The sequence below is a fragment of the bacterium SCSIO 12827 genome (genome assembly GCA_024397995.1).
Taxonomy (GTDB): Bacteria; Pseudomonadota; Alphaproteobacteria; order Rhodospirillales; family Casp-alpha2; genus UBA1479.
This window is the reverse complement of the sequence record CP073746.1, coordinates 18,430-44,147: the sequence shown is the minus strand read 5'-3', so window position 1 is coordinate 44,147 and position 25,718 is coordinate 18,430. Positions and strand designations below refer to the sequence as shown.

At 65.5% G+C, this 25,718-nt stretch carries 27 protein-coding genes and 2 tRNA genes; 7 read left to right on the top strand and 22 right to left on the bottom strand.

Annotation, left to right across the window (positions count from 1 at the left end; genetic code table 11):
- Positions 1–12: 12 nt before the first annotated feature.
- The 6 genes from KFF05_00220 to KFF05_00195 form a co-directional block, all read right to left on the bottom strand.
- Positions 13–1,026: an NADP-dependent oxidoreductase gene (locus KFF05_00220; GenBank protein UTW51866.1), complete on the bottom strand. Its 1,014-nt coding sequence runs from the start codon at positions 1,024–1,026 to the stop codon at positions 13–15.
- 32 nt (positions 1,027–1,058) lie between these two features.
- A complete protein-coding gene (locus KFF05_00215; protein UTW51865.1) occupies positions 1,059–2,102 on the bottom strand; it encodes a 5-methyltetrahydropteroyltriglutamate--homocysteine methyltransferase in 1,044 nt (347 codons plus the stop codon).
- Between the two features lie 70 nt (positions 2,103–2,172).
- On the bottom strand, positions 2,173–3,084 hold the full coding sequence (locus KFF05_00210) for an MBL fold metallo-hydrolase (protein UTW51864.1): 912 nt from the start codon (positions 3,082–3,084) through the stop codon (positions 2,173–2,175).
- 23 nt (positions 3,085–3,107) lie between these two features.
- Positions 3,108–3,596: a peroxiredoxin gene (locus KFF05_00205; GenBank protein ID UTW51863.1), complete on the bottom strand. Its 489-nt coding sequence runs from the start codon at positions 3,594–3,596 to the stop codon at positions 3,108–3,110.
- A gap of 35 nt (positions 3,597–3,631) precedes the next feature.
- A complete protein-coding gene (gene mmsB / locus KFF05_00200; protein ID UTW51862.1) occupies positions 3,632–4,519 on the bottom strand; it encodes a 3-hydroxyisobutyrate dehydrogenase in 888 nt (295 codons plus the stop codon).
- Positions 4,520–4,657: 138 nt separating this feature from the next.
- Positions 4,658–4,747: transfer RNA gene (locus tag KFF05_00195), tRNA-Ser, on the bottom strand.
- 170 nt (positions 4,748–4,917) lie between these two features.
- Here KFF05_00195 and KFF05_00190 point away from each other — a divergent pair.
- Positions 4,918–5,457, top strand: a complete 540-nt coding sequence (locus KFF05_00190; protein ID UTW51861.1) for a hypothetical protein — start codon at positions 4,918–4,920, stop codon at positions 5,455–5,457.
- Here KFF05_00190 and KFF05_00185 read toward each other — a convergent pair.
- Complete coding sequence (locus KFF05_00185) at positions 5,454–5,756, bottom strand: hypothetical protein (GenBank protein UTW51860.1); 303 nt, start codon at positions 5,754–5,756, stop codon at positions 5,454–5,456. The two genes, KFF05_00190 and KFF05_00185, sit on opposite strands and share 4 nt — an antisense overlap.
- A gap of 20 nt (positions 5,757–5,776) precedes the next feature.
- Entirely contained in the window at positions 5,777–7,579 is a 1,803-nt protein-coding gene (lepA, locus tag KFF05_00180; protein UTW53511.1) for a translation elongation factor 4, read from the bottom strand.
- Positions 7,580–7,691: 112 nt separating this feature from the next.
- On the opposite strand from lepA, the gene KFF05_00175 reads away from it, so the two are divergent.
- Complete coding sequence (locus KFF05_00175) at positions 7,692–8,315, top strand: LysE family translocator (GenBank protein ID UTW51859.1); 624 nt, start codon at positions 7,692–7,694, stop codon at positions 8,313–8,315.
- A gap of 82 nt (positions 8,316–8,397) precedes the next feature.
- On the opposite strand, the gene KFF05_00170 is transcribed toward KFF05_00175, so the two are convergent.
- The 5 genes from KFF05_00170 to KFF05_00150 form a co-directional block, all read right to left on the bottom strand.
- Positions 8,398–8,613 (bottom strand): hypothetical protein, encoded by a 216-nt coding sequence (locus KFF05_00170; protein UTW51858.1) that lies wholly within the window; start codon positions 8,611–8,613, stop codon positions 8,398–8,400.
- 172 nt (positions 8,614–8,785) lie between these two features.
- Entirely contained in the window at positions 8,786–8,995 is a 210-nt protein-coding gene (locus KFF05_00165) for a cold-shock protein (GenBank protein UTW51857.1), read from the bottom strand.
- Between the two features lie 267 nt (positions 8,996–9,262).
- A complete protein-coding gene (folD, locus tag KFF05_00160) occupies positions 9,263–10,162 on the bottom strand; it encodes a bifunctional methylenetetrahydrofolate dehydrogenase/methenyltetrahydrofolate cyclohydrolase FolD (GenBank protein ID UTW51856.1) in 900 nt (299 codons plus the stop codon).
- Positions 10,159–10,470 carry a DUF167 domain-containing protein gene (locus tag KFF05_00155; protein UTW53510.1) on the bottom strand — a complete coding sequence of 104 codons (312 nt, stop codon included), beginning with the start codon at positions 10,468–10,470 and terminating at the stop codon, positions 10,159–10,161. The genes folD and KFF05_00155 overlap by 4 nt, the downstream gene beginning before the upstream one ends.
- 37 nt (positions 10,471–10,507) lie before the next feature.
- Positions 10,508–10,807 (bottom strand): YggT family protein, encoded by a 300-nt coding sequence (locus KFF05_00150; protein ID UTW51855.1) that lies wholly within the window; start codon positions 10,805–10,807, stop codon positions 10,508–10,510.
- A 199-nt stretch (positions 10,808–11,006) separates the two neighbouring features.
- On the opposite strand from KFF05_00150, the gene KFF05_00145 reads away from it, so the two are divergent.
- A tRNA-Ala gene (locus KFF05_00145) sits at positions 11,007–11,082 on the top strand.
- A gap of 225 nt (positions 11,083–11,307) precedes the next feature.
- Here KFF05_00145 and KFF05_00140 read toward each other — a convergent pair.
- Positions 11,308–12,963 (bottom strand): FecR domain-containing protein, encoded by a 1,656-nt coding sequence (locus tag KFF05_00140; GenBank protein UTW51854.1) that lies wholly within the window; start codon positions 12,961–12,963, stop codon positions 11,308–11,310.
- A 401-nt stretch (positions 12,964–13,364) separates the two neighbouring features.
- On the opposite strand from KFF05_00140, the gene KFF05_00135 reads away from it, so the two are divergent.
- Together KFF05_00135 and KFF05_00130 are read left to right on the top strand one after the other, a co-directional pair.
- Positions 13,365–14,354 (top strand): DUF560 domain-containing protein, encoded by a 990-nt coding sequence (locus KFF05_00135; GenBank protein ID UTW51853.1) that lies wholly within the window; start codon positions 13,365–13,367, stop codon positions 14,352–14,354.
- Positions 14,355–14,502: 148 nt separating this feature from the next.
- Complete coding sequence (locus tag KFF05_00130; protein UTW51852.1) at positions 14,503–14,898, top strand: response regulator; 396 nt, start codon at positions 14,503–14,505, stop codon at positions 14,896–14,898.
- Between the two features lie 34 nt (positions 14,899–14,932).
- Here the strand turns inward: KFF05_00130 and KFF05_00125 are convergent, their stop codons facing one another.
- On the bottom strand, positions 14,933–15,829 hold the full coding sequence (locus tag KFF05_00125; GenBank protein ID UTW51851.1) for a mechanosensitive ion channel family protein: 897 nt from the start codon (positions 15,827–15,829) through the stop codon (positions 14,933–14,935).
- Between the two features lie 94 nt (positions 15,830–15,923).
- Entirely contained in the window at positions 15,924–16,292 is a 369-nt protein-coding gene (locus tag KFF05_00120; protein UTW53509.1) for a metallopeptidase family protein, read from the bottom strand.
- Between the two features lie 93 nt (positions 16,293–16,385).
- On the opposite strand from KFF05_00120, the gene KFF05_00115 reads away from it, so the two are divergent.
- Positions 16,386–16,676 carry a 4a-hydroxytetrahydrobiopterin dehydratase gene (locus KFF05_00115; GenBank protein ID UTW51850.1) on the top strand — a complete coding sequence of 97 codons (291 nt, stop codon included), beginning with the start codon at positions 16,386–16,388 and terminating at the stop codon, positions 16,674–16,676.
- A gap of 74 nt (positions 16,677–16,750) precedes the next feature.
- Here the strand turns inward: KFF05_00115 and KFF05_00110 are convergent, their stop codons facing one another.
- Positions 16,751–17,512, bottom strand: a complete 762-nt coding sequence (locus KFF05_00110) for an SDR family NAD(P)-dependent oxidoreductase (GenBank protein ID UTW51849.1) — start codon at positions 17,510–17,512, stop codon at positions 16,751–16,753.
- A gap of 72 nt (positions 17,513–17,584) precedes the next feature.
- Between KFF05_00110 and KFF05_00105 the strand changes: the two genes are divergently transcribed.
- Positions 17,585–17,953 (top strand): DUF1232 domain-containing protein, encoded by a 369-nt coding sequence (locus tag KFF05_00105; GenBank protein ID UTW51848.1) that lies wholly within the window; start codon positions 17,585–17,587, stop codon positions 17,951–17,953.
- On the opposite strand, the gene KFF05_00100 is transcribed toward KFF05_00105, so the two are convergent.
- The 5 genes from KFF05_00100 to cobW form a co-directional block, all read right to left on the bottom strand.
- Positions 17,950–19,401, bottom strand: a complete 1,452-nt coding sequence (locus tag KFF05_00100) for a cobyric acid synthase (GenBank protein ID UTW53508.1) — start codon at positions 19,399–19,401, stop codon at positions 17,950–17,952. The genes KFF05_00105 and KFF05_00100 overlap by 4 nt on opposite strands.
- A gap of 37 nt (positions 19,402–19,438) precedes the next feature.
- Positions 19,439–20,128 carry a lipid-binding SYLF domain-containing protein gene (locus KFF05_00095; GenBank protein ID UTW51847.1) on the bottom strand — a complete coding sequence of 230 codons (690 nt, stop codon included), beginning with the start codon at positions 20,126–20,128 and terminating at the stop codon, positions 19,439–19,441.
- 19 nt (positions 20,129–20,147) lie between these two features.
- Entirely contained in the window at positions 20,148–20,780 is a 633-nt protein-coding gene (gene cobO / locus KFF05_00090; protein UTW51846.1) for a cob(I)yrinic acid a,c-diamide adenosyltransferase, read from the bottom strand.
- Between the two features lie 58 nt (positions 20,781–20,838).
- The gene (gene cobN, locus KFF05_00085; GenBank protein ID UTW51845.1) at positions 20,839–24,600 is read right to left on the bottom strand and encodes a cobaltochelatase subunit CobN; all 3,762 of its coding nucleotides are present in this window, start codon (positions 24,598–24,600) and stop codon (positions 20,839–20,841) included.
- Positions 24,601–24,675: 75 nt separating this feature from the next.
- The gene (gene cobW, locus KFF05_00080) at positions 24,676–25,698 is read right to left on the bottom strand and encodes a cobalamin biosynthesis protein CobW (GenBank protein ID UTW51844.1); all 1,023 of its coding nucleotides are present in this window, start codon (positions 25,696–25,698) and stop codon (positions 24,676–24,678) included.
- Positions 25,699–25,718 lie beyond the last annotated feature (20 nt).

Genomic DNA, 25,718 nt, shown 5'->3' with positions numbered 1-25,718 from the left:
CAGGGCGAAACGTCAGGTCAGCTTGACCAGCTGCTTGCCCAGGTTCTTGCCCTGCAGCATGCCGATGAAGGCTTCGGGCGCGGCGGCGATGCCCTGGGCGACGGTCTCGCGATAGGCCATGCGGCCGTCGGCGACCATGGCCTCCAGTTCCGCCCGCGCCTGGGGCCAGATGGCCTTATGGGCGTTGAGCACGAAGCCTTCCATCTTCAGCGACTTGTCGAAGAACAGGTGCATGTTGCGGTTGCCGTAGGCTTCACCCGTTTCGTTGTAGCGCGCCAACACGCCGCAGACGGGAATGCGCGCCAGGCGGTTGCACTGGCCCATCACCGTTTCCAGGATTTTGCCGCCCACGTTGTCGAAATAGACGTCGACGCCGTCGGGCGCGGCCGTCTTCAACTGGCCCGCCAGGTCCGGGGCCTTGTAGTCGATGCAGGCGTCGAAGCCGAATTCATCGACCACCAGTTTGCATTTGTCCGGCCCGCCGGCGATGCCGACGGCGCGGCAGCCCATGTCCTTGGCCAACTGACCGACGCAGCTGCCGACCGATCCGGCGGCGGCGGAGACGACGACCGTCTCCCCCGCCTTGGGCTGACCCGTAATCTTGAGCCCGACCCAGGCGGTGACGCCGGTCGACCCGCAAACCCCGAGATAGGACGAGAGCGGCACCCCCGGTTTGGGCGTGACGACGAAATCCAAATCCGATCCGTCCGACACCACATGGGTCTGCCAGCCGAGCCGCCCGACAACATGTGTGCCGATGGGGAAATCCGGATTGTTGGTTGCGATCACCTCACCCAACACGCGCCCGACCATGAGGTCGCCCGGCTTCAGCACGTTGGGGCTGTAGGTCCAGCCGCCGCCCATCAGCATGCGCTGATAGGGATCGAGGGAGAGATACAAATTGCGCAGCAGGAACTGCCCCGCCCCCGGTTCGGGCACGGGGGTTTCGTCCAGGCGGAAGTTGTCCGGTACGGGCAGGCCCTCGGGCGTGGAATTGAACAGCACCCGGGTATTGGTCTTGGTCATGGGTCGGCTTTCTTTTGCTCTCTTAGCGTTTCTTATTTGGCGATTTCCGCGCGGCCGATGGCCGCACCGTCGGCCATGGCCTTCATCTTGCCGAAGGCGACGTCGCGGGGCAGATACTTGAGCCCGCAATCCGGCGCCACGATGATCTTTTCCGCCGGATGATGGGCAAGGCCCTTGCGGATGCGGTCGGCCACTGTTTCCGGCGTTTCGATATCGTGGGTCGAGAGATCCAGCACGCCCAGGATGATGTTCTTTTCCGGCAGGGTTTCCAGCACCGTGCAATCGAGATGCGACTGCGCCGTCTCGATGGAGATGTCGCAGACCGAACAGGCGGCCAACTGCGGCAGGAAGGAATACCCGCCCTCGGGCCGGTCGTGGATGATGGCGGCATAGCCGAAACAGATATGCACGGCCGTCTCGCCCTCGATCCCGTCGAGGGCGCGGTTGAGGGCGGCCAGCCCGTATTCCTCGGCCTTTTCCGGGCGGGCCTGCATGTAAGGTTCATCCAGCTGCACCACATCGGCGCCGGCGGCGAACAGGTCGCGGACTTCCTCGTTCACGGCGGCGGCGTAATCCATGGCGAGGTCGGCCTCCGATGCATAGAAATCGTTCTGCGCCTGCTGCGACATGGTGAAGGGACCGGGCACGGTGATCTTGATCTTGCGGTCCGTATTGGCGCGCAGGAATTTCACGTCCTCGACCTCGACCGCATGCATGCGGGTGATCTTACCGACAATGCGCGGCACCGGATTGGGATGGCCGGACCGGTCGAGGGCTTCGCCCGGATTGTCGATGTCGACGCCCGACAGCGCCGTGGCGAAGCGGTTGGAATAGCTTTCGCGGCGCATCTCACCGTCGGTGATGATGTCGAGCCCGGCCCGTTCCTGATCGCGGATGGCCAGGATGGTGGCGTCGTTCTGGGCTTCTTCCAGATATTCCGGATCGATGCGCCACAGTTCCTTCGCCCGCGTGCGCGGCGGGAAGCGCCCGGCCAGCTTGGCCCGGTCGAGCAGCCAGTTGGGCTGAGCGTAGGAGCCGACCAGCGAGGTCGGCAACAGGGTGTTGATGGCGGTCATGTTGGTATCCTCCCAAGAAAGTTTTGCCGACCCTAGCACGCGGGGCGGGAGGCCGGAACAGCCCGCGCCGCTAGTCGGCCACGCACATCCGGCCCTGGGCATCGATGGCCAGGGTCTGGAAATGACGCGGCACGAAGACCTCGGTCTTGGGCGATGCCGCCTTGACCTCCTGGATGAACCCCTCCGTATGGGCCAAGGCCTTGTCCTGGGGGGCGCCGAAGGGCAGGCCCTGGTCGTCCCAATGGGTCGCGACCACCAGCGGGGGATTGCCCAGGCAGCGCATCAGGCGCGCCGTGTAGTCGTGTATGTCGAGGCGCGGCGGCGCCGAGGCGATGAAGGCGACGTCCGGGCGCAGGCCCTCGACCTCGCGCTCGATGAAGTTCATGGAACCGAACAGCAGAATTTCCCGCCCGCCCATGCGGATCAGATAGGCGAGCGTGCCGCCCTCGACATAATCATCGAGGCACAGCGGGTCGTCCTGCACCGGGATGGTGCCGAAGTCCTTGTACAGTTTGCAGGACAGGGCCGAATGCAGGCTTGGGATCACGCGGATGGAAAAGGTCTCGTACTGATAATCCTCGCCGCCCCGCACGGCGTGGATCTGTTCGTCCGGCACGCCGCCGTTGATGGCGATGTTGCAGGTACTTTCCGTGCCGATCACCACCGCACCCGTCTTGTTGGCGATATAGGGCACGTCCATGGCGTGGTTGAAATGGGAATGGGACAGGATGATGAAATCGGCCTCGGGCACGTGGCGGTCGATGGTCGCCGTGTCGTGGCCGGCCGGCTCGCTCATCTTCACCACCGGGCGCGGGTCGTCCGGGATTTCGGTGGCGTCATGGGGGCCGTAACGCCGGCCCTGAAACCGCACCCGCGACAGATAGGGGTCGAGCAGGATAACCGTCTCGCCGTCCGTGATTTTCCAGCCCGCCGCCCCGAAATGGGTAAAGCGCAGCGGGCGCATGTTGCCGCCGTCGGTCATCGGTCTCTCCCTGTCTGTCGGGATCAGCCGAGGGCCGCGAGAATCTGCTCCGCCGAGGACACGTTGAGCCCGGGCTCCGTCTCCAACGCGAAATGGGTGACCGTGCCGTCCTCGACGATCATGGCATAGCGCTTGGAGCGCTTGCCGTAGCCCTTGGCCGACATGTCGGACGCCAGGCCCATGGCCTCGGTCAGGGCGCAATTGCCGTCGGACAGCATGGTCACCTTGCCGGGCGCTTCGTGAGACAGGCCCCAGGCCGTCATGACCATGGCGTCGTTGACCGAGACGCAGGCGATCTCGTCGACGCCCTTGGCCAGGATGGCGTCGGCCTGGGTGACGAAGCCCGGCAGATGCTTGGCCGAACAGGTGCGCGTGAAGGCCCCCGGCAGGCCGAACACCACGACCTTGCGGCCCTTGAAATAATCGTCGGTGGAAACCGCTTCGGGCCCGCCGTCGTCGCCCATTTTGAAAATCGTGGCAGAGGGTACGCGGTCGCCGGTCTTGATGGTCATGGATGGATGCTCCTTAGGTGGTGTTGCTTTTGGTGTTATTTGGCGCGGTCGCGGATCAGGTTGATGATGCCGGAAAAATCCTTCCCGGCCTGACCGGCGTCCGCGTAATCCTGGTACAGCGAGGCCGCTTTTTCGGCGACGGACACATCGGCACCCGTGCTGCCGGCCGCCGCCAGCGCCAGGCCCATGTCCTTCAGCATCAGGGCGGCCGCGAAGCCCGGGGTATAATCCCGGTTGGCGGGCGAGGTCGGCACCGGGCCCGGCACCGGGCAATAGGTGGTCAGCGACCAGCACTGGCCCGAGGCCGTGGACGACACGTCGAACAGGCGCTGCGCGTCCAGGCCCAATTTTTCCGCCAGCACGAAGGCCTCGGCCACGGAGGCCATCTGAATGCCCAGCATCATGTTGTTGCAGATCTTGGCCGCCTGGCCGTTCCCCGGCCCGCCGCAATGAACGATGGTCTTGCCCATTTTCTCCAGGATCGGCCTGGCCCGGGCAAAGGCATCGTCCGCACCGCCGACCATGAAGGTCAGGGTCGCGCCCTCGGCCCCGCCGACGCCGCCGGACACGGGCGCGTCGACCATGGCGAAGCCCTTGGCCGCCGCCGCCGCATGGACCTCGCGCGAGGTGTCGACATCGATGGTCGAACAGTCGATCACCAGGGTGCCCGGCGAAAGCTGGTCGAACAGACCGCCCAGGCAGACCTCTTTCACATGCTTGCCGGCGGGCAGCATGGTGATGACAACCTCGGCCCCGTGGGCCGCATCGGCGGCGCTGGTGGCCGCCCGCGCCCCGGCTTTCGCCGCCTTGGCCAGCAGGTCCGCCGACAGGTCATAGGCGGCGACCGTGTGCCCGGCCTTGACCAGGTTCGCCGCCATGGGGTTGCCCATGTTGCCGACGCCGATGAATGCGATCTGGGTCATGTGGGATGTCCTCAAGTGATGGCCGCCCGGCCGGTCCCTTGGGGCAAGGGGGCGGGCGATACGGAATGCAGGCGCAGAGCCTAGCAATCCCGGCCCAGGGCCGGAAGAGGGTGCGGGCAAATTTTCAGGAAAGAAATTTGGCGGAGGGAGGGGGATTCGAACCCCCGATAGAGTTGCCCCTATACACGCTTTCCAAGCGTGCGCCTTCAGCCACTCGGCCACCCCTCCGCGCGTTCCACCACCGGGGCCGTCGCGGCCCCCGGGGAACAGGGGGCGGAAAATAGCGGGCGGCGGGGTGGCATGCAACGGTTAAAGCGGTATCAGGGGTCGCAAACCGCGCACGGCATTGTGTCTCGATAATCATTGCCCGGATTGTGTGCCGGCCCCATAACAAAGTCATGATGACCGGCTGGACCATAAAGCGCGTGGCGTTCTACCTGGGTTGGGCCCTGCTTTTGGCGGCGTTTGCCGCCGGCGCGGCCGAAGCCCTGGTCAAGGCCGAGCCCGGGCGCGGCCTGCATTTGGTCTCCGCCCATGACATCTGGTACACGGCCTGGCCCGGCAACCTGGTGGTCACGCAGATCCGGGTCGAGCGTCTGTCCCCTGAATTGTGGTCCGGCGTGATCCGCCCCTTGCTCGACCTGCCGGCCTGGTTGCTGACCGGCCTGCCCGGCGGGCTGCTGACCTGGTTCTGCCGCCCCCGGCGGCAATTGACGGCGGACGAGGTGCAGGACCTGCAGGAGCGCGAGGATTCGATGTTTCTGTATGACGAACTGGCCGAACAGGCCATGCAAGACGGCTATGGCGACGGCGACGACATGGCGCCGAGCCACGAAACCCAGCATTTTTTGGACGAAGCGGGGCTGACTTACGCGGAATCGGAAGCCGATTTCGATATCGACGTCGACAGCCTGCCGCCGCCGGGCGCCGGTCGCTAGGGCCGGCCGGGAGTCCCCGGGCCGCCGCCGCGCCGCTTGGCCCCCCAGCGCATCACAACCACCGAGGCAATGGGCAGGGCCAGGGCGCCGAAAATCAGCACGTACCAGACCAGGCCGTTGATCAGGAAATCCGCCGTCGGGCGGCACAGGCCGAACAGATCCCCGCCGCCCGGGACGCAGTATTGCCCGCCGTCTTCCTGACGCAGGACCCAGATCATCAGGGCGCCCGTGACCAGGGCCGCCAGGAACAGGCAGCCGGTGAGGAATGAGCGGATCGGGGCTTGAGGGTTGGGCAGCATGTCGGATCGCCCCCGCCCGGTTATTCGCCGGTCTTGAGCGCGGCCAGGAAGGCCGACTGCGGGATTTCCACGTTGCCGAACTGGCGCATGCGCTTCTTGCCCTTCTTCTGCTTTTCCAGAAGCTTCTTCTTACGCGTGATGTCGCCGCCGTAACATTTGGAGGTGACGTCCTTGCGCATGGCGCCGAGCGTTTCGCGGGCGATGACCTTGCCGCCGATGGCCGCCTGGATGGCGATCTTGAACAGCTGGCGCGGGATCAGGTCCTTCAGCTTTTCGCAGATCTGCCGACCCCGGGCTTCGGCATGGGATTTGTGGACGATGAAGGCGAGCGCATCCACGGGCTCCAGATTGACCAGGATCGAGACCTTGGCCAGATCGCCCTCGCGGTAGCCTTCCAGTTCATAATCGAAGCTGGCATAGCCGCGGCTGACGGATTTCAGCCGGTCGTAGAAATCAAAGACGATTTCGTTGAGCGGCAGGCGGTAGACGACCAGCGCCCGGTTGCCGACATAGGTCAGATTTTCCTGTTCGCCGCGGCGGTCCGTGCACAGTTGCAGCACAGCGCCCAGGTATTCGTCGGGCACCATGATGCTGGCCTTGATCCAGGGCTCTTCGATGTAATCGATGGCCGACGGGTCCGGCATGTCCACGGGGTTGTGCAGCTCGCGCATCACGCCGTCGGTCCGATACACCTTGTAGACCACGCTGGGGGCGGTGGTGATGAGGTCCAGATCGAATTCGCGCTCCAGCCGTTCCTGGACGATTTCAAGATGCAGAAGGCCCAAAAACCCGCAGCGGAAGCCCAGGCCCAGGGCGGCCGAGGATTCAGCCTCGAAATGGAAGCTGGCGTCGTTCAGGTGCAGTTTTTCCAGGGAATCGCGGAGGTCTTCGTAATCCCCGGCGTCCGTCGGGAACAGGCCGCAGAACACCACCGGCACGGAGGGCTTGAACCCGGCCAGCGGCTTGGCCGCCGGCTTGCGGTCGTCGGTGATGGTGTCGCCCACGTTGGTATCGGCGACCCGTTTGATGGCGGCGGTGAAATAGCCGACTTCGCCCGGGCCCAGTTCGTCGACCTTGGTCGGCTTGGGCCGGAGATAGCCGACCTGATCGACCTGATAGGCAGCGTCGTTCGCCATCATGCGAATGCGCTGACCGCGCTTGAGGGTGCCGTCGACGACCCGGACCAGGATCATCACGCCGAGATAGGGGTCATACCAGCTGTCGACCAGAAGGGCCGACAGCGGCGCCGCCGGGTCGCCCTTGGGCGCCGGCAGGCGGGTGACCACGGCTTCGAGCACGCTGTCGATGCCGATACCGGTCTTGGCGGAAATTTCCAGGGCATCCGAGGTATCCAGGCCGATCACGTCCTCGATCTGCGCCTTGACCCGTTCCGTTTCGGCCGCCGGCAGGTCGATCTTGTTAAGCACGGGAATGATCTCGTGGTCGACATCCAGGGCGAGATAGACGTTGGCCAGGGTCTGCGCCTCGACCCCCTGGGTCGCGTCGACGACCAGCAGCGAGCCTTCGCAGGCGGCGAGCGAGCGCGAGACTTCATATGTGAAGTCGACATGGCCCGGCGTGTCGATCAGGTTGAGGACGTATTTCTCCCCGTCCTTGGCGGTGTAGTCCAGGCGCACGGTCTGCGCCTTGATGGTGATGCCGCGCTCGCGCTCGATATCCATGCTGTCGAGCACCTGTTCCGACATCTCGCGGTCGGTCAGCCCGCCCGTCATCTGAATCAGGCGGTCGGCCAACGTCGACTTTCCGTGGTCGATGTGGGCGATGATCGCGAAGTTGCGGATATGGCTGAGGTCGGTGGTCATGGCGGGCGTGATGTAGCATCGGCGGCGGGCCGTAGCAAAGGGGAATCGCATTTACGCGATGCCCCGCCTTTGCTAATCAAACTGAAGACTTACGAACAAGGACGGGCCCGCCATGAACTGGACGCTGTTTTCCGCCTTCATCGCCGCCACGGCGGTGCTGATCATCATCCCCGGGCCCAACGTGATGCTGGTGATTTCCCGGTCCATGCGGTTCGGCGTCAAGGCCGGGCTGATCACCGTCGCCGGCACCGCCTTCGCCCTGGCGCAGCAGCTGGCGATCACGGCGCTCGGCCTGGCCTCGGCCATGGCGATCCTGTCCGACGGGTTCGAAGTGCTGCGCTGGCTGGGCGTCGCCTATCTGGTCTATCTGGGTGTGCAGGCTTTCCGCGAAAAGCCGGTCCCGCCCGAGGCGGCCGCCGCCGTCACCGCCCCACGGGCCCGGCGCATGTTCCTGCAGGCGGCGTTCGTGGCCTGGACAAATCCGAAGCTGCTCGCCTTCTATGCCGCGTTCTTTCCCCAGTTCCTCGACCCCGCCCTGCCCGCGGGCCCGCAGCTGTGGGCCATGTGCGGCGCTTTCCTGGCCATCGCTGTGGCGTTCGACAGCGGCTATGCGGTGATCGGCGGGCGGTTGTTGGGGGCGGTCAAGAGCGCGCGCGCCCAGCGCATCCGCAACCGGATCACCGGCGGCATGCTGATCGCCGCCGGCGCCGGTCTGGCCATGGTGCGCCGAAACTAAGCCCAAGCCGCAACCAGACGCGGCCGCGCGAAACCTGCCGTTATCAAGACGAACAGCGATCACAAAAGGAAGATAAAGGCCGTCAGTTGCGCCTGAGCGGCACCACGTTTGATCCCGGCTTGCGCCGGAGCGTGGCCTGGGCCAGGCCGGTCAAATAATCATCGCGCGTGAAATTATTGCCGCAGACCATGCAGGTCACGGGTCCGAACGGGTCACGGTCTGGGTCAAAACCACCCGGCATGACATTCTGTGCCTCGCCACAATGCGGACAGGACACGGGATAGAGTTCCCTGGCCATGGGCCAAACACTCCCAGATAAAACATGGATCGGCACGAAAAGCGCAGGGACGGACGCCGCGTCTCCGCGGCGTCCGCTTCTGCAATGTGTCTCCCGCCCGCCGCCGGACAAAGCCCGGAAACGGCCGCCGCCCGGCCGACCAAGAAATTATCGGGGCGGTGTCAGGAGATCTTTATCCGATGGCTTTCAGATTCGCGGCCGCTTCACGACCATCTCGTCCAGGCACCAGTTCATATTCCAGCTTCTGTCCTTCGGCGAGGGTTTCCATCCCCGAATCACGAACAGCAGAAATATGCACGAAAGCGTCCTTACCGCCCTCATCGGGAGTAACGAAGCCAAATCCCTTGGTCACATTGAACCACTTCACGGTTCCAGTAGGCATCTTTTATCAACTTCCTTTGTCGAGTGGAGTAACAGACCCCCAGGATCTTCGCCTTTTTGGGGCCGTGCCATGTACCATGGCCGGCGCGCCCAGGTCCGGTTCGGCCCAACGAAAGATACCCCCCTTCGCCGCCCGAAATCCGGGACTCCCCAAGCGATGCCGTGATTATCATCATACGGTAATGAAGGAAACGCAACCGGAAACCCGCAGAGGCCGTAAGGGCAAGTCATGCGACCGATATCGCCGCGGCGGGGCCGCCGGCCGATGTTAAAGGCCCGGGTCGTCCAACCCGGCCTGCCGGCAGGCGGCGACCACCGTGTTGCGCAGCAGGCAGCAGATGGTCATGGGCCCGACGCCGCCCGGTACCGGCGTGATGGCGCCGGCCACCTTGACCGCCGCATCGAAGTCGACGTCACCGACGATGCGCGTCTTGCCGGGGCCCTTTTCGGGGGCCGCAATTCGGTTGATGCCGACGTCGATGACCGTCGCCCCCGGCTTGATCCAGTCGCCAGGCACCATGCGCGGGCGGCCCACGGCGGCAACCAGGATGTCGGCCTCGCGGCAGCGGGCGGCAAGATCCTGGGTGCGCGAATGGGCGACCGTGACCGTGCAACTTTCGCCCAACAGTAGCGCCGCCATCGGCTTGCCGACGATGTTGGAGCGGCCCAGCACCACGGCCCGCTTGCCCGCCATGTCGCCCAAGGTTTCCTTCAGCATCAGCAGGCAGCCGTAGGGCGTGCAGGGCACCAGGGCCCGTGCGTCGCCTGACCACAGGCGGCCGACATTGACGGGATGGAACCCGTCGACGTCCTTGGCCGGATCAATGGCGGTGATCACCGCCCCTTCGTCGATGTGATCCGGCAGGGGCAACTGCACCAGGATGCCGTGGACGCCGGGGTCCTTGTTCAGATCGTCGATGAGGGCGAGCAGTTCGGCCTCCGGCGTCGTCACGGGCAAACGGTGTTCGATGGACTGCATGCCCGCGGCGACGGTCTGCTTGCCCTTGGCGCCGACATAGACCTGGCTGGCCGGGTCGTCGCCGACCAGCACCACGGCGAGCGCCGGGGTGATCCCCGGGCCGTCCTTCAAGCGCCCCACCGCCGCCGTGACCTTTTCACGCAAGCGGTCCGCATGGGCCTTGCCGTCGATGATCGCCGCAATGGTCATTGTCTCTTCAATCCTTTGTCCTGGCACCAGTCCGTGAGGCGGCGCATCAATTCCGTTCCGTCACCCCGGATCAAAAGCGTCTTGGTTCTGGACGCCGCGCCCTGGGTGACCTCGATATCCGATTTCGCGACCCCCCATTCCTTGGCCAAAAGTTTGACCACGGCGGCGTTGGCCTTGCCTTTGTCGGCCGGGGCCGTGACCGAAACCTTGAGAACCAGCCCGCCCTCGGCATCGGCGGCGAGACCGGTCAGCCGGTTGGCCGCCGCCTTGGGCGTGACCTTGAGCGCCACGCGCAGGCCCTCCGCCACCGCCCGGAACGGTGGGACCGCATCGGGCGCGGAAGCGTCAGACGATCTTATGGGCAAGGCGGATCAGGAATTCCTTGAGGAACACGAGCCCCAGGATCAGCACCACCGGCGAAATGTCCAGCCCGCCCAGGTTGGGCAGAAAGTTGCGAATCCGCCCAAGCAGGGGTTCCGTCGCCCGGTAGCAGAAGTCGCCGACCATGTAGACGAACTTGTTCGACGTGTTGACCACGTTGAAGGCGACCAGCCAGCTCAGGATCACGCCGATGATGACGACCCATGTGTAAAGGTTGAGGGCGATCAGAAGGATCGAAATGACGGGGCCGGTGATGACGTCCATATTGGTCTCCGAATGTGCGGGCCGAGGCCGCACAAACGTAGGGGCAAGGGCCCGCCGCCGCAAGGTTTTAGGCTGAAACCGCGGCTTGACAGTGCGGATTGCCGGAAGCATTATCCGGCCTCCCAAAATGGCCGCCTGCCCGGATCGTCTTCCGATGCCGGCGGCTCACCCGGGAAGCCCGCTTGGCCGGGATTCTAATGGGGCCGTAGCTCAGTTGGGAGAGCGCGTCGTTCGCAATGACGAGGTCAGGGGTTCGATTCCCCTCGGCTCCACCACTTCCCCTTTCCGCAAAAGAACCCCTGAACCTTATGTGCTCTGCGCGCGCCGGGCGCGCGACGGCTCGGCCCCCCTGTCACCATGATATCCCTGCCCCATCGCCCCCGTGACACCGAGGAGGCGACGTCCAGGCAAGAAAAACCCGAGCGACAAACGGCGCCCGGGCTCTTCACGGTTGGCGTGACAGTTCCGGACCCGGAGGTCCGGAGCGACGCCCTTCCCTGTTAAAGTAGTCCGGCTGCTGCTGCTGCGGCGGCGGCTGCCGCGGCTTCAATCGCAGCCTGGGCGGCCGCCTCCGCGGCGGCAAGGATGGCGGCCGCGGCGGCGGCATCCGCCGCAGCCTGCGCAGCGGCTTCAGCGGCGGCGGCGGCAGCGGCGTCAGCAGCCGCCTGCGCGGCGGCATCAGCAGCGGCGGCGGCAGCAGCGTCGGCAGCAGCCTGCGCGGCAGCGTCAGCAGCAGCGGCAGCAGCAGCGTCGGCAGCAGCCTGCGCGGCGGCTTCGGCAGCAGCCGCAGCAGCGGCATCGGCGGCAGCCTGCGCGGCAGCGTCAGCAGCTGCGGCAGCGGCAGCGTCGGCGGCGGCCTGCGCGGCGGCATCAGCAGCGGCCTGTGCAGCCGCGGCGGTAGCAGCATCGGCAGCAGCCTGTGCGGCCGCAGTGGCAGCAGCATCGGCAGCAGCCTGTGCGGCGGCCTGCGCGGCAGCATCGGCAGCGGCGGCGGCGGCGGCCTGAGCAGCGGCATCCCCCGCAGCTTCAGTAACGGCAACGGCAGCTGCCTGGGCTGCAGCGTCCGCTGCAGCTTCGACGGCGGCCCGGGCCGCCGCTTCGACAGCAGCCTGAGCGGCGGTTTCAGTGGCCGCAGTGGTCGCAGCAATGGTCGCAGCGGTTGAAGCCGCTTCTCGTGCCGCACCGGTTGCCGCTTCGCTGGCGACCGTCGCGGCAGCAGCCGCGGCCGCAGGTGTCGTAATGGCCGGCGTCAGGGCCGCGCCAATGAGATCTGCCGGGGCCGGAAGGGGCGCGGTCACGGCCAGAGCTTGTTTCTCAACGATGCCAAGGACGCTTTCGGCTGCTTCCAGGCTGGTGCTCAGTTCCGTGGTCAAGGCGTTCAGTTCGGCCTCGATCGCTTCTTTGGCCGGCCCGCTCGCCGACGCCGCGTCCTGTTCCAATCCCTTAATCTGGGCATTCAACGTTGTCCGCACCTGGGCAATAGATTCTTGGGCTTCGGCAACGGCGATGGCGGCGATGAAAGTGTCCTGCACCTCAATCGCAGCCAGCGAGGCCATTTCAACGCCTCCCGCCGCGGGCGCCACGGCGCTGTCGCCGGGCTCGATCGAGACAACGCTGCCGTCGACCAACGATTGGACATCCGCGGCCCCTTCGATGACGCCGACAGACGTTGCGCCGTCCGCCGCGATCTTGATCAGAAGTTTTGTGCCGCGCACGCCGATTGTCGACGACGGCGTTACAATCTTGATCCCCTTCTTGTTCATGGAACCGGAGACATAAAGAAATGTGCCGGTCGCAAGTTTGAGGACGGAATTCCCGTTCTTCGTCGCCGGGTCGTACACCATCTCATCGACGACAAGGGAGGCACCCCCCCCCAGCGTCAGGGTCGTATCGTCGATCAGCGAAACCTGCAATCCGCCATCGGAAACGGTTTCCAGCGTCTCGTGCATGACGACGCCATCGGCCAGCGTCTTTTCGGTCTTTCTGCCTTCCGGCGGCATCCCATATGCCGTCAACTGAACCTTGGAGACCGTTCCGACGGCGGCCGCCTGCACGTCCACGGACGCAAGGCCGATCAGAGCCGACAAACCGACGCCCAGGATCGCGCGGGTCGCGCGAGGGCCGAACACCTTGAAAAGGGAGAGCATAATTTGCATCAACGTTCCTGACTGAATTGCACGCATGATCAATAATCGTCGCCGAGCGGCGCCCTGTTCGGGCCACCCTCAACTCCCCAGCACAATCTACGCGCCAACGGGATGATCAGATGAAACCGGCCTTAGGTGCGGCGCCGGTCGAAACCGAATCAATGTCATTCGATGGGGTTGAATATAATCGTAATCGAAATGAAATTATATATGCCTTACGCCATAACATGAGGTTTTCCGCAAGGATCGGCTGTAAATTCCTTATGATTGCGAAATAAACATGGCGCACTTTTTGGCTGCACCGGCAGATCACCGCAGAAAGCATCGCTTATGATTTTCGCTGAAAAGTCTGTCGCTTTGTGGGAGGTTGGCGCAATGTTTCATGCAACGCAGTCAGTGACACAGAGCACATGAAGACCCTGGGCCCCATTTGGAAGCACGATCAACGGCAGCCGTCGGCGCAACACAAACGCCATGGCTTGGCCGCCGCATGGATCATCGGTCTGGCCGGAATTATCCTGCCGAACACCCATGCCGCGGCAGCGGAAGCGCCGGCCGAGCCCGACAAGCCATGGTCGATCACCCTGGAGGCCGGCATGCTGAACGACGACAGCGTCTCGATCGACGCCCTCGATGATCGGTCGGGGCAGGCTGACCAGGCCCGCGTCTTCAATCTGGGTGGGAGCTATTCCCTGTTCGAGGAGTCCGCCCTCCCCATCAAGGCGTCATACGGATTTTCCAAGACCAGCTACCAGGATCTGAAGGCGTTCAATCTGCAATCACACACCGCCTTCTTATCGACGCGCAAGAAACTGTCCGCTTTCGACGCGGGGTTCCTGTACGGATTTTCCCATACGGAACTGAGCGGCAATCCCTTCCTGAACTTCCACACGGTCTCACCGACTCTGGGGCACGGCCTGACCACGAATTGGTACGTTCTGGCCGGCTACAACTATCAGAACAAGACCTTCCATACGGCCAAGTCGAGAAACGCGCAGGTCAATGGCCTGTCGTTCGACAACTTTTTCTTTTTCGATGAGACCCGTTCCTACATCAAGGCCGGGTACCGCTTCGAGCTGGAGAACGCGGCCGGTCGCGAATTTGATTTCGCAGGGCACTACCTGGACATCAGCCTGAAATCGACCTTGAGCGCGTCGCCCGGCGCCGCCACCATCCGTTTCGGATATCAGTACTATCTACGCGACTATACGAACGAGACCCCGTCCATAAGCCGGGAGCGGGAGGACCAGCGCCACACGATCAAGGCGGAGATATCCCTACCGGTTCACGAGCATGCCCAGGTGAAAGCCGCCTATAAATACGTCAAGGCCCATTCCAACCTGTCGACATCCGATTTCGACGAGAACGTCGTCAACGTCTCCCTGGCGCTTAAATTCTAAGGTTGAGCGCCGCGGCCACGCCCTCCCCAGACCCTTGACTTTCGGCCTAATTGAGGGCGTTTCGCGGATGCAATATCATTCGCAGTTATGAATAGCTTGCGTTGCCACGTGCCGGGGGGATTGGCGCGCGGCGCAATTGGAGAACATCATGCCGAGTGTGCTGGTTGTCGACGACAATGAACTGGCGCGAAACCTGATCGCCAATCCATTGACGGAAGTCGGTTTCAATGTGGAAACCGCCGCCGGCGGCTTCGAAGCGCTTGAGAAGTTCAAGGCCAGCCATCATCAAATGGTGATCACCGATATTTTAATGGCCGACGGCGAGGGCATCGACCTGATCCGCTCGTTGCTGGCCGACACCCCGGACCTGCCGATCGTCGCCGTATCGGCCGACCCCCGCACCAACGAGACCTCGTCCCTTGGCATGGCCGCCAAGATGGGCGCGCGCAAGACCCTGTCCAAGCCGTTCTCGGCCCTTGAATTGTTGGCCGTGGTCGGTTCGCTGTTGGCCGCCGAGGACGACGCCCAGGCGCAACCGGCCTGAGGGCCACTCTTTTCCCGAATTTCGCCGCCCCGCCTCAGCCGTCTTCGCGCCGGCCTTCCTGCACGCCGTCGCCGGACAGGCTGTCGCCCATGACCGCCGGCTGCACACCCGCCAACATCGGCACCCCGGCGCCGCGCAAGGCCTCCAGAATCGCCCGATTGACCGCATAACGCAGTTCGTAATAGCGGCTCGACGGCACCCAGAACCGCACCCCCAGCACCAGCCCGCCGAAGGTGAAATCGTGCAGCCCGACCTGGGGCTCGGCGCCGCCGGCCTCCACATCGGTCTTCGGCAAAGCACTGACGACCGCTTTCTGCACGGCCTCGGACGCGCGCTCCAGGTCGGCATCGGCGGCCAGCGCGATCTTGGTCTGGACCACGCGCCGGGTTTCCGAATTGACGATGACCCGGCCGACGATGTCCTTGTTGGGAATGGTGATGCGCTCACCGTCCTCGCCGAGCAGGCGGGTGTAGGCCATCTTGACCTCGTCGACCACGCCCGAGGTCTCGCCGACCGTAATGGTGTTCCCGACCACGAAAGGCCGGGCCAGAATGATCGACAGTCCCGCCCCGTAGTTCGACAGCGGCCCCTGCAACGCCATGGTGGCGCCGAAAGCCGATGCCCCGGCCAACGCGATCAGGGGGGCGATGGAGATTCCGAAATTGCCGAGCGTGATGATCGCGAGCACCGTCAGGATCAGGATCTTGACCGTATTGCCGATGAAGCGCGACAGAGTGACGTCGATGCCCTTGGCCTCGCAGACCGCCTGAATTCGCCGCGACATCCAGCCGCCGGCCTTGAGCCCGACCAGCAGGAACAGCAACGCCCCCAGAATCTGGAAGCCGTAGGACACGCCGAACTGAAGCAGCACGTCGACCCATTTGGCGACCTGCTCGACATTCTGTTCCAAGGTTTTTTCGACGTCGTTCATGCCTGCCCCCTTAAGATCATTGCCCCCGTCCCGACCGGGACGGGAAAACCATACCCGAAATCACCCGCGCGGTAAGCGGAAACGGTTGCCGCGCTCAGCCTTCACCGGCGGCATCGGCCTGTTCTTCCAGATGTTCCATGTCCGCGTCGGAAAAGCCGAAGTGATGACCGATCTCATGGATCAGGACGTGGCGGATCAGATGGGCAAGGTCCTCGCCGGTCTCGCACCAATAATCGAGAATCGGGCGGCGATACAGGAACACCATGTCCGGCATGCCTCCCGGGTCGCCGACGCTTTTGTCCGTCAACGCGATGCCCCGGTAGAGCCCCAGCAGATCGAACGGGCTTTCCAGGTCCATCTCGCGCGCGGTTTCCTCGTCTGGGAAATCCTCGATGCGGATGACGACGTCGGCGGCAAGCCGGCGCAGGTGATCCGGAATCAGGGTCAGGGCCTCTTCGGCCATGGCCTCGAAATCGTCAAGACTGGGTGCGGTCAGGGTCATGCGTTAAGCTAGCGCCAAACGATCCGGGTGCAAACGCAAACAGGGAGACCTGAGATGACCGAAAAACTGACCGGCGACGCGCGGGAAGCCGCGATCCAGGGCCTGGACGGCTGGGCCGAGGTGCCGGGCCGCGACGCCATCATCAAGACCTTCATCTTCAAGGACTTCAACGCCGCCTTCGGCTTTATGAGCCGCGCCGCCCTGAAGGCCGAGAAGATGGATCACCACCCCGAATGGTACAACATCTACAACCGGGTCGAAGTCACCCTGGCGACCCACGACGCCGGCGGCGTCACGCAAAAGGACATCGACCTCGCGGCGTTCATGAACAAGGCGGCCGGCTGACAAGGCTGACCTGCCTTTTTTTGATTTCGCGTAAATCGTCGTCGCGGACCTGATCGGTCCGCTCGGGATTTGCGTCAGATCGGCGGCATGCGGAGCGCACCGTCCAGGCGGATGACGTCGCCGTTGAGCATGGCATTGCCGCAGATCGCCAGCACCAGGTCTGCATATTCCGCGGGATCGCCCAGGCGGGGCGGGAACGGCACGCCCGCGGCCAGGCTGGCCTGAACTTCGTCGGACAGGCCCGCCACCATGGGTGTCTTGAACACGCCGGGGGCGATGGTCATCACGCGGATGCCCCACTTGGCGAATTCGCGGGCCGCCGGCAGGGTCAGGGCCGCGACCCCGCCCTTGGACGCCGCATAGGCGGCCTGCCCGATTTGCCCTTCGAAGGCGGCGACCGACGCCGTATTCACGATCACCCCGCGTTCGCCTGTCGCCAACGGGTCGAGCCCCTGCATCCCATGGGCCGCCAGGCGCATCAGGTTGAAGGTGCCGATCAGGTTGATCTGAATGGTCTGGGCGAACACGTCGAGCGCCTGCGGCCCGTCGCGGCCGACGATGCGCTTCGGCGGGGCGATGCCGGCGCAGCTGACGGCGACGCGGGCGGGACCGTGGGCTTCTGCGGCCTGGGCCACCGCCGCCTCGAGCGAGGCCGCGTCCGCCACGTTCGCCTGGAACGCCGTTCCGCCGATGGCGCTTGCAACTTCCTCGGCACCGGCCAAATTAAGATCAAGGCAGGCGACCTTGGCGCCCTTGGCCGCGAGTGCGCGGACCGTCGCGGCCCCCAGGCCCGAAGCGGCGCCGGTGACCAGGGCCGCGTGACCGGAAATGTCCATGGATATCCTCCGTCATTGGAAGTGTTCTGATAGGGTGGATGACTTCTAACAAAGCAAGGGTGTGGCGACAACGTGACACGCAGACCGGATGACCGCGACCCCGGCGACGAAGACCTGGTGACCCGGGACCTGGGCGGCAAGGTGCGCCGAACCATCGGCAAGGTGCCCTTCACCCGCGACGCCGTGGCGGCCTTCTACGCGGCCCGCGATCCGGCCACGCCGACGGGCGTGAAGATCGCCGTGATGAGCGCGCTCGCCTATTTCATCGTGCCCTTCGACCTGGTCCCCGATTTCATCGCGGCCTTGGGGTATACGGATGACGCCACCGTGTTCTACGGCGCCTGGCGATTGCTCGCCCCGCATTTGAAGCCACAGCACGAAACCAAGGCCCGCGCATTTTTGCTGCAGGAAACGAAGGACGACATGCCGCCGAAGGATTAGACGAAAGCCGCGTCCAGACCATCCATGTCGAGGTGCGCCTCCAGATGCCGGGCGAGCGCATCAAGGGTCGCCTCGACCCGCGCCACATGGGACGCCGCCGCGTAATCACCCGCCCGTACGGCGTCCAGAAACGCCGCGCGAAAACCGTCCGCCGCGAACAGCCCGTGCACATAGGCCCCCATCACCCGCCCGTCGGCGGAAACCGCCCCGTCGGTGCCGTCCGCCAGCGTCAGCCAGGGCCGCGCCAAGCCGGCGCCCGTGGTCGCACCCATATGCATCTCATAACCCGTGATGGCCTGACCGAACACCGTGTCCGCCCCCCGGGCCGGGCGCAGGGTCTTAGCCCGGCCGATCACCGTGTCGACCTCGAGCAGCCCAAGGCCCGGCTCCGTCGCCGCCGCCCCCTCGACCCCGTCCGGGTCGGCAACGGTTTGCCCCAACATCTGATAGCCGCCGCATAATCCCACGACGATCCCGCCCCGGCGGTGATGGGCCAGGATGTCAATGTCCCAGCCTTCAGCCCGGAGCGCTGCCAGATCCGAAAGGGTCGCCTTGGAGCCCGGGATCAGGATCACATCGGCATCGGCCGGGATGACCGCCCCCGCTTCGACGATCACGACCTCGACCCCGTCTTCGGCGTTCAAGGGGTCAAGATCGTCGAAATTGGCGATGCGCGGCAGGCGCGGCACGGCGATGCGGATGCGGTCCGGCGCGGTTTGTTGTTGGCTGGCGCCCGCGTCCAGCGCCACCGCGTCCTCGGCCGGCAGCAAGCGGGCCTGGGCGAAATGGGGGACCACGCCGAAGCAATGCATGCCGGTACGGTCCTTGATGATCTGGATCGCATCATCGAACAACGTCACGTCGCCGCGAAATTTGTTGATGACGTAGCCGCGCACGCAGGCGCGTTCGTCCTCGGTCATCAGCTCCCAGGTGCCGACCAGACTGGCGATCACGCCGCCCCGGTCGATGTCCGCGACCAGGATCACGGGCACCTTCGCCGCCAACGCGAAGCCCATGTTGGCGATGTCGCCGGCCCGCAGGTTGACCTCGGCCGGGCTGCCGGCCCCTTCGACGATAACAAGGTCCGCGCCGTCGCGGACGATCGCGAAGCTGTCCCGCACCGCCGCCAGCAATTCCGGTTTCAGGGCGTGATAGTCCCGCGCCTTGGCATTACCCCTGACCTTGCCTTGAACGACGACCTGTGCGCCGATCTCGGTCTGCGGTTTCAGCAGCACCGGGTTCATGTGCACGCTGAGCGGCTGGCGCGCGGCCTGGGCCTGCAACGCCTGAGCGCGGCCGATCTCGCCGCCGTCATCGGTCACGGCGGCGTTGTTGGACATGTTCTGCGGCTTGAACGGGCGGACGCGAAGGCCCCGGTTCGCGAACAGGCGGCACAGGCCCGCGACGATCAGCGATTTGCCCACGTCCGATCCCGTGCCCTGAACCATCAGGGCCTTGACGGGCCCGGCGGGACGGGCAGGGATGCTATTTGTGGGCGGCAAGGGCCTGGATCAACGGATCAGCAACAGGGTTCGACTGCCGGCCCGCCAGGATGCTGTCCGGCGTCGCACCCGCGCCGTAAAACGCTTCGTTGAGATCGCGGCGGCGGATGAACACGGCCCCTTCCAGGGAAAATCCGGCATAAAGCCCCGATTTGGAATTGGCGAAGGCGATGATGTCGGCCCCCGCGTTGGTCGTCACCGCCCCCTCGATCCCGGCGCCGTAGACGGCCATGGTGATGCCGCTGTCGGCGCCGATCGAGCCCTGATTTTCCAGCACGGCCTTCAGCGCCCCGTCGGAGCGGATGGCCAGCACGACCTCTGTCTGCTGAATGCCCGCCTGCAGACCGAAGCTGGCAACGCCGAGGGACAGAAACACCGGGGCCGACCAAGACCCGTCGGGTGCCCGCGCCAAAAGCACGCCGTTGCCGCCCTCGCCGCCGGCGATGAATCCGGCCTTGACCAGATCGGGGAACACCACGACGGCGCGCGCCGTCGGGATGTGCTTGGCCGCCTCGGCCAACTGCTTGACCGTGGTAAAGCGTTCGACCGTCGCCGTCGCCGCCGCGATGATGTGGCGGGCCGCCACCGGCGGCTCCGATTCCAGGCGGGTACAGCCGGCCAGAACCATGAGGGTCAATGCCAGCGCCAAAAACCCGCGAATGCCTGTGGTCATTGTGCTGCCTCCCGCCCGCTCAAAACTCGATCCCCGCCTGGGCCTTCACGCCCGCGCGGAACGGATGCTTGATCATCTCCATTTCCGTGACCAGGTCGGCAGCCTCGATCAGCGCCTCCTTGGCGTTGCGCCCGGTGACCACGACGTGCAGGTCGCGGGGCTTGTTGCGCAGGGTTTCGACCACCTCGTCCAGCGGCAGGTTGTCGTAGCGCAGCACGATGTTCAACTCATCCAGGATGATCATCTTGTAGCTGGGGTCGGCCATCAATTCCTTGGCCGCGTCCCAGGCCTGGCGTGCCGCGGCCAGGTCGCGCTGGCGGTCCTGGGTCTCCCAGGAAAAGCCCTCGCCCATGGCGCGGATCGTGACCTGATCGGGGAATTTCGCCAGCACGTCGCGCTCGCCCGTTTCCCACACGCCCTTGACGAACTGCACGATGGCGACGCGCATGCCGTGGCCGACGCAGCGCATGGCCATGCCCATGGCGGCGGTCGATTTGCCCTTGCCCTTGCCCGTATGGACGATCAGCAGGCCGCGCTCTTCGGTCTTGGTGGCCAGGATCTTGTCCCGCGCCGCCTTCTTCTTGCGCATCTTCTCGGCGTGGCGCGCGTCCAGCTCCGCCTCGGTCATCGTGTCTTTGGTTTTCTTGTCCATCGGGGAACGCCTCATCTGTCGGCTGATCGTAACTTATCCCGGCTTCCGGCCCCTGCCGTCAACCGTCACGGGCAAGACGCTCCAGGAGCGGGCGGGTCGAATTGAGCCGCGGGCTCCACAGGCCCCGGTCCTGGGCCTCGAGAAAGCGGGCCGCCATTTCCTTCAGCGCCGCCGGATTGTGCTCGGCGAGAAAGTCCCGAACCTCGGGATCTTCCAGGTAGGCCTGAAAGACGGCATCGAAATGGTGATCGGCGACGCAGCGCGCCGTGGCGGCGAAGGCGAACAGATAGTCGACCGTGGCCGCCATCTCGAACGCGCCCTTGTAGCCGTGGCGCATGACGCCCTGGATCCATTTCGGGTTGGCCGCCCGGGCCCGAACCACGCGGGAGATTTCTTCGTCCAGGGTGCGCAGGCGCGGGCTTTCCGGGCGCGCATGGTCGCCGAAATAGACGGCGGGTTGGCTGCCCTTAAGCGACCGCACGGCGGCGGTCAGCCCGCCCTGGAACTGGTAATAGTCGTCGGAATCGAGCAAATCATGCTCGCGGTTGTCCTGGTTCTGCAGCACCGCGTCGGTGGTGCGCAGGCGCGCTTCGAACAGGCCGTGCGCCGCCCGGCCCTCGGCCCCCGCACCATAGGCATAACCGCCCCAGGCGACATAGGCGCGGGCCAGGTCGGCTTCCGTCTCCCAGCCCTTCTCGTCGATCAGCGCCTGCAGTCCGGCCCCGTAAGCCCCCGGCATGGAGCCGAAGACCCGGTGGGTCGCCATGCGAAGCGCGTCGTCACCGCCCAATTTCGCTGCGTCTTCCCTGACCCGGGCAGCCAGCGGATTATCGGCTTCCGTTTCGTCCAGGGCGGCCACGGCGCGCACGGCGGAATCGAATAGATCGATCAGGCCCGGAAAGGCGTCACGGAAAAAGCCGGAAATACGGAGCGTCACGTCGACGCGCGGCCGGCCGAGGACGGAGACGGGCAAGACCTCGAACCCGGTAACCCGGCGGGACGGGCCGTCCCATTGCGGCTTGACGCCGAGCAAGGCCAGGGCCTGGGCGATGTCGTCGCCGCCCGTGCGCATGTTCGAAGTCCCCCAGGCGGAGATCGCGATGGACTTGGGCCAGTCGCCGTGGTCCTGGGCATGGCGTTCGACCAGCAGGCTCGCCGCCTTCCAGCCCAGTTGCCAGGCGGCGGGGGTCGGCACCGTGCGGGTATCGACGGAATAGAAATTGCGCCCCGTGGGCAGCACGTCGGGCCGCCCGCGCGTCGGCGCACCGGACGGCCCCGGCGGCACGAAGCGGCCGTCGAGGCCCGTCAGCACACCTTGAATCTCCGCCGCACCCGAAGCCTCAACCGCCGGGCGCAGATGATCCTGGATGAAATCGAGCACGGGGCCGGTCGTGGTCCAGGACGGATCGGCATCGACGTCGCCCGCGACCAAGGCCGCGGCGAGAATTTCCAGCCGCTCCACCACATCGCCCACCGTGCGCCAGGGGGCCTCCGTATTGTCCAGTGCGGTCGGGCGCGGGCCCGTCCAGAGCGTGGCCATGTCGCAATCAAGCGGATCGAAATCCGTGCCCAATTCCAGGTCCGCCGCCAAGGCGCGCAGCAGCGAGGCGTCTTCTGGCGCGGCCCCGCGCGGCACCCGGGCCAGCGCCACCAGCAGGTCCGTCAGCAGGCGACCCGTGGGCGACAGGCCCAGAATATGCAGGCCATCCCGGATCTGCATTTCCTTCAGCTCGCACAGATAATTATCGAGCTTGGCCAACTGATCGCCGGACACGTCGTCCGCCGCCATGCCGCAGTCGGCGCCGATCCCCGTGGCGTGACAGAGGGTCAGGATGTCCTTTTCCAGCACCTTCAGGCGCCGGCGGTCGACGCCGGCGGCTTCGTAATATTCATCGACCAGGGCTTCCAGGTCCTTCAAGGGCCCGTAGCTTTCGGCCCGGGTCAGGGGCGGGGTCAGATGGTCGACGACGACGGCGGCCGCCCGGCGCTTGGCCTGGGTGCCTTCGCCGGGGTCGTTGACGATGAAGGGATAGATGTTGGGCAGCGGGCCCAAGGCCGCTTCCGGAAAGCAGTCCTGCGACAGGGCCAGCGACTTGCCCGGCAGCCATTCCAGATTGCCGTGCTTACCCATGTGCACCACGGCGTCGGCGCGGAAGGATTCGCGCAGCCAGGCATGGAAGGCGAGATAGCTGTGCGGCGGCACCAGGTCCGGATCGTGATAGCTGGATTTAGGGTCGATGTTGTAACCCCGCGCCGGTTGCAGGCAGACCGCCACGTTGCCGCAGCGGAACGCCGCCACGGCGAAGTGCCCGCAATCGAGCGCCCCCGGGCGGAAGAAGGGATCGGTTTCCGCCGGCCCCCAGCGGTCCGTCACCGCATCCTGAACGGACTTGGGCAGGCTGCCGAAGAAGATCTGGTATTCGTTGAAGGGTAGGACCTCGTCCCAAGTGCGGGACACCAGCGCGGTCAGATCGTTGGTCGGCCCGGCCAGCAGCCGTTGCACCAGGTCGTCCCCGTCCCCCGGAACATCGCGCAGCGCATATCCCGCCGCCGCCATCTCGCCCAGCAGCCGGACCGTCGCCGCCGGGGTATCCAAACCAACACCATTGCCGATGCGCCCGTCCCGGTTGGGATAGTTGGCGAGCACCAGGGCGACGCGGCGATCCTTCGGCGTCTTCCCGGCAAGGCGCGCCCAGCCAGCCGCCAGATCCGCCACGAAATCGACGCGGTCGGCAACCGGTTCATACCGCACGATATCGGTCTGCGTCGCATCGTCGCGCCGGGCCCGGCCCTTGAACGACACGGCGCGGGTGAAGATGCGCCCGTCCACTTCCGGCAGGGCCACGTTCATGGCGATGTCCCGGGGGCCCAGGCCGAAGGTGCCCGATTGCCAGCCTTCCCGGTTGCCGCCCGAGAACACGGCCTGCAGCACGGGGGCACCCGGACGGTCCAAGGGCCCGGGGGCACGGCCGCCGCCCAGCTTGTCCGTGCCCGGCGCGGTGACAGCGAAACCCGTCGTATTCAGGACGACCGCGGGGGGCGCGTCGGCGAAAAACCCTTCCAGGGTCGCCGCCGAGACCGGGTCCTTCAGGCTTTTCACGTAAACCGGCAACGCGTTGAGCACGGCCCGGCCCAGGGATTTGACCAGGGCGTCGACGGCGTCCAGGTTCCCCGCCTGAATGAGCGCGCGGTAGAACACCAGCGCCGCCACGGGGGCGCCCTCGATCCAATGGGACCGGAGAGAATCCAGATCCGGCGCCGCCGCGCCGGGCCAATAGAGCCCGCAGGCGAGCAGCGGTTCCGGCTCCAGCCAGTCGCCGCCGCCGCCGATCAGCGACGCGGCGTAATCCAGAAACCGCCCCGCGTTGGCCGGCCCGCCCTGCACCAGGTATTGCCACAGTCGGTGCTGGGCATCGCGCGGCAGGGTCGACCAGTCGGCCAGTTCGGCGTCGGGCGCGTCGTCACCGGGCAGAACCGCCAGCGGGATACCTTGCGCCGCCGCCGTCTGGGCGATCTGTTCCACACCGTAGGGCCAGTAGGCCCGCCCGCCCAGAAGCCGCACGACGATCAGCCGCGCATGGCTGACCACGGCGTCGACGTAAAGGTCGACGCTCATGTTATGGGCAAGATGCATGACGTTGGCGAGACGCAGGGAAGGGCCTTCAGGATCAGCCCCCAGCCGCCGCGCCTGGGCATCGGCCAGGGCCGCCAGTTCCGTATCTGCGGCGGACAGCACGACGATGTCGCCCGGCGTCTGACCCAGGTCGAGGGCTTCCGTTCCGTCGTCGACGATGCCGGGCTGGGCGGCGAGAAGATGCAAGATCAGGCTCCGCTGTTCAGGACGCTGCGGTCTTTTATATAGGAGAGGCGGGGGGCGAACCTAACCCCGGAACCGCTACCCTTGAAGGGCGCGGGTCACCGCATCCCTGTCCAGGCCCTGCAGACCGATGACGACCAAGCGGGTTTCCGCCACCTCGCCCTCGGCCCAGGGCCGGTCGTAATAGCCGTCGACCCGCGATCCCACGCCCTGGATGACATGGCGGCGCGGCTTGCCCGCGACATGGACGAAGCCCTTCACGCGCAGGATTCCGTGGTCACGGGCGGCGGCCTCGATGCGGGATTTCAGGGCGTCCGGATCAGCCGATCCGGCGATCCGGACCTCGAAGCTGTCGAAATCGTCGTGATCGTGGTCATCCTCGCCTTCGTGATGGGATGGGCGGGCGTCGAGATCATCCTCGGCCCCGGCCTTGATGCCCAGCAGCACGTTGGCGTCGATCTGTCCGTGGCGGGTTTCGACGATCTTCACCTGGCGCGGCAGTTCGGCCTCGACGACGGCGCGCGCGGCGGCCAAGCCCGCCGCATCGGTCAGGTCGGCCTTGTTCAGCAGCACCATGTCGGCGGACAGCAGTTGGTCCTCGAACACTTCTTCCAAGGGCGAATGATGGTCCAGATTGTCGTCGTCTTCGCGCTGGGCCGCGACGGCGCCCGGATCATGGGCGAAGCGGCCCGCCGCTACGGCGGGGGCGTCAACCACGGCGATCACGCCGTCGACGGTGACCCGGGCGCGGATTTCCGGCCAGGTGAAGGCCTTGACCAGGGGTTTGGGCAGGGCCAGGCCAGATGTTTCGATAACGATATGATCTGGCGGATTCGGGCGATCGAGCAGCATTTCCATGGTCGGCAGGAAATCATCGGCGACGGTGCAGCAGATGCAGCCGTTGGCCAGCTCGACCACGTCGTCCTCGGCGCAGCCTTCGATGGCGCAGCCGTTTATGACCTCGCGATCCACCCCCAGGTCCCCGAATTCGTTGATCACCAGGGCAATACGCCGCCCGCCCGCGTTCTGCAGCAGATGGCGGATCAGGGTCGTCTTGCCGGCGCCGAGGAAGCCGGTGATCACGGTCGCGGGGATTTTCATGAATGCAGGGAACCTTGTCT

Bases quoted from the DNA above. Each gene is read 5' to 3' on its own strand.
- KFF05_00210 (UTW51864.1), bottom strand. From the start codon at position 3,084: ATGACCGACGGCGGCAACATGCGCCCGCTGCGCTTTACCCATTTCGGG.
- KFF05_00095 (UTW51847.1), bottom strand. From the start codon at position 20,128: ATGACCACAGGCATTCGCGGGTTTTTGGCGCTGGCATTGACCCTCATG.
- KFF05_00125 (UTW51851.1), bottom strand. From the start codon at position 15,829: ATGAACGACGTCGAAAAAACCTTGGAACAGAATGTCGAGCAGGTCGCC.
- folD (UTW51856.1), bottom strand. From the start codon at position 10,162: ATGACCATTGCGGCGATCATCGACGGCAAGGCCCATGCGGACCGCTTG.
- KFF05_00110 (UTW51849.1), bottom strand. From the start codon at position 17,512: ATGGACATTTCCGGTCACGCGGCCCTGGTCACCGGCGCCGCTTCGGGC.
- KFF05_00190 (UTW51861.1), top strand. From the start codon at position 4,918: ATGATGACCGGCTGGACCATAAAGCGCGTGGCGTTCTACCTGGGTTGG.
- KFF05_00175 (UTW51859.1), top strand. From the start codon at position 7,692: ATGAACTGGACGCTGTTTTCCGCCTTCATCGCCGCCACGGCGGTGCTG.
- cobW (UTW51844.1), bottom strand. From the start codon at position 25,698: ATGAAAATCCCCGCGACCGTGATCACCGGCTTCCTCGGCGCCGGCAAG.
- KFF05_00170 (UTW51858.1), bottom strand. From the start codon at position 8,613: ATGGCCAGGGAACTCTATCCCGTGTCCTGTCCGCATTGTGGCGAGGCA.
- KFF05_00140 (UTW51854.1), bottom strand. From the start codon at position 12,963: ATGCAAATTATGCTCTCCCTTTTCAAGGTGTTCGGCCCTCGCGCGACC.
- KFF05_00135 (UTW51853.1), top strand. From the start codon at position 13,365: ATGAAGACCCTGGGCCCCATTTGGAAGCACGATCAACGGCAGCCGTCG.
- KFF05_00120 (UTW53509.1), bottom strand. From the start codon at position 16,292: ATGGCCGAAGAGGCCCTGACCCTGATTCCGGATCACCTGCGCCGGCTT.
- KFF05_00100 (UTW53508.1), bottom strand. From the start codon at position 19,401: ATGGTTCAGGGCACGGGATCGGACGTGGGCAAATCGCTGATCGTCGCG.
- mmsB (UTW51862.1), bottom strand. From the start codon at position 4,519: ATGACCCAGATCGCATTCATCGGCGTCGGCAACATGGGCAACCCCATG.
- KFF05_00150 (UTW51855.1), bottom strand. From the start codon at position 10,807: ATGGACGTCATCACCGGCCCCGTCATTTCGATCCTTCTGATCGCCCTC.
- KFF05_00215 (UTW51865.1), bottom strand. From the start codon at position 2,102: ATGACCGCCATCAACACCCTGTTGCCGACCTCGCTGGTCGGCTCCTAC.
- KFF05_00115 (UTW51850.1), top strand. From the start codon at position 16,386: ATGACCGAAAAACTGACCGGCGACGCGCGGGAAGCCGCGATCCAGGGC.
- KFF05_00205 (UTW51863.1), bottom strand. From the start codon at position 3,596: ATGACCATCAAGACCGGCGACCGCGTACCCTCTGCCACGATTTTCAAA.
- KFF05_00130 (UTW51852.1), top strand. From the start codon at position 14,503: ATGCCGAGTGTGCTGGTTGTCGACGACAATGAACTGGCGCGAAACCTG.
- cobO (UTW51846.1), bottom strand. From the start codon at position 20,780: ATGGACAAGAAAACCAAAGACACGATGACCGAGGCGGAGCTGGACGCG.
- KFF05_00165 (UTW51857.1), bottom strand. From the start codon at position 8,995: ATGCCTACTGGAACCGTGAAGTGGTTCAATGTGACCAAGGGATTTGGC.
- KFF05_00220 (UTW51866.1), bottom strand. From the start codon at position 1,026: ATGACCAAGACCAATACCCGGGTGCTGTTCAATTCCACGCCCGAGGGC.
- KFF05_00185 (UTW51860.1), bottom strand. From the start codon at position 5,756: ATGCTGCCCAACCCTCAAGCCCCGATCCGCTCATTCCTCACCGGCTGC.
- lepA (UTW53511.1), bottom strand. From the start codon at position 7,579: ATGACCACCGACCTCAGCCATATCCGCAACTTCGCGATCATCGCCCAC.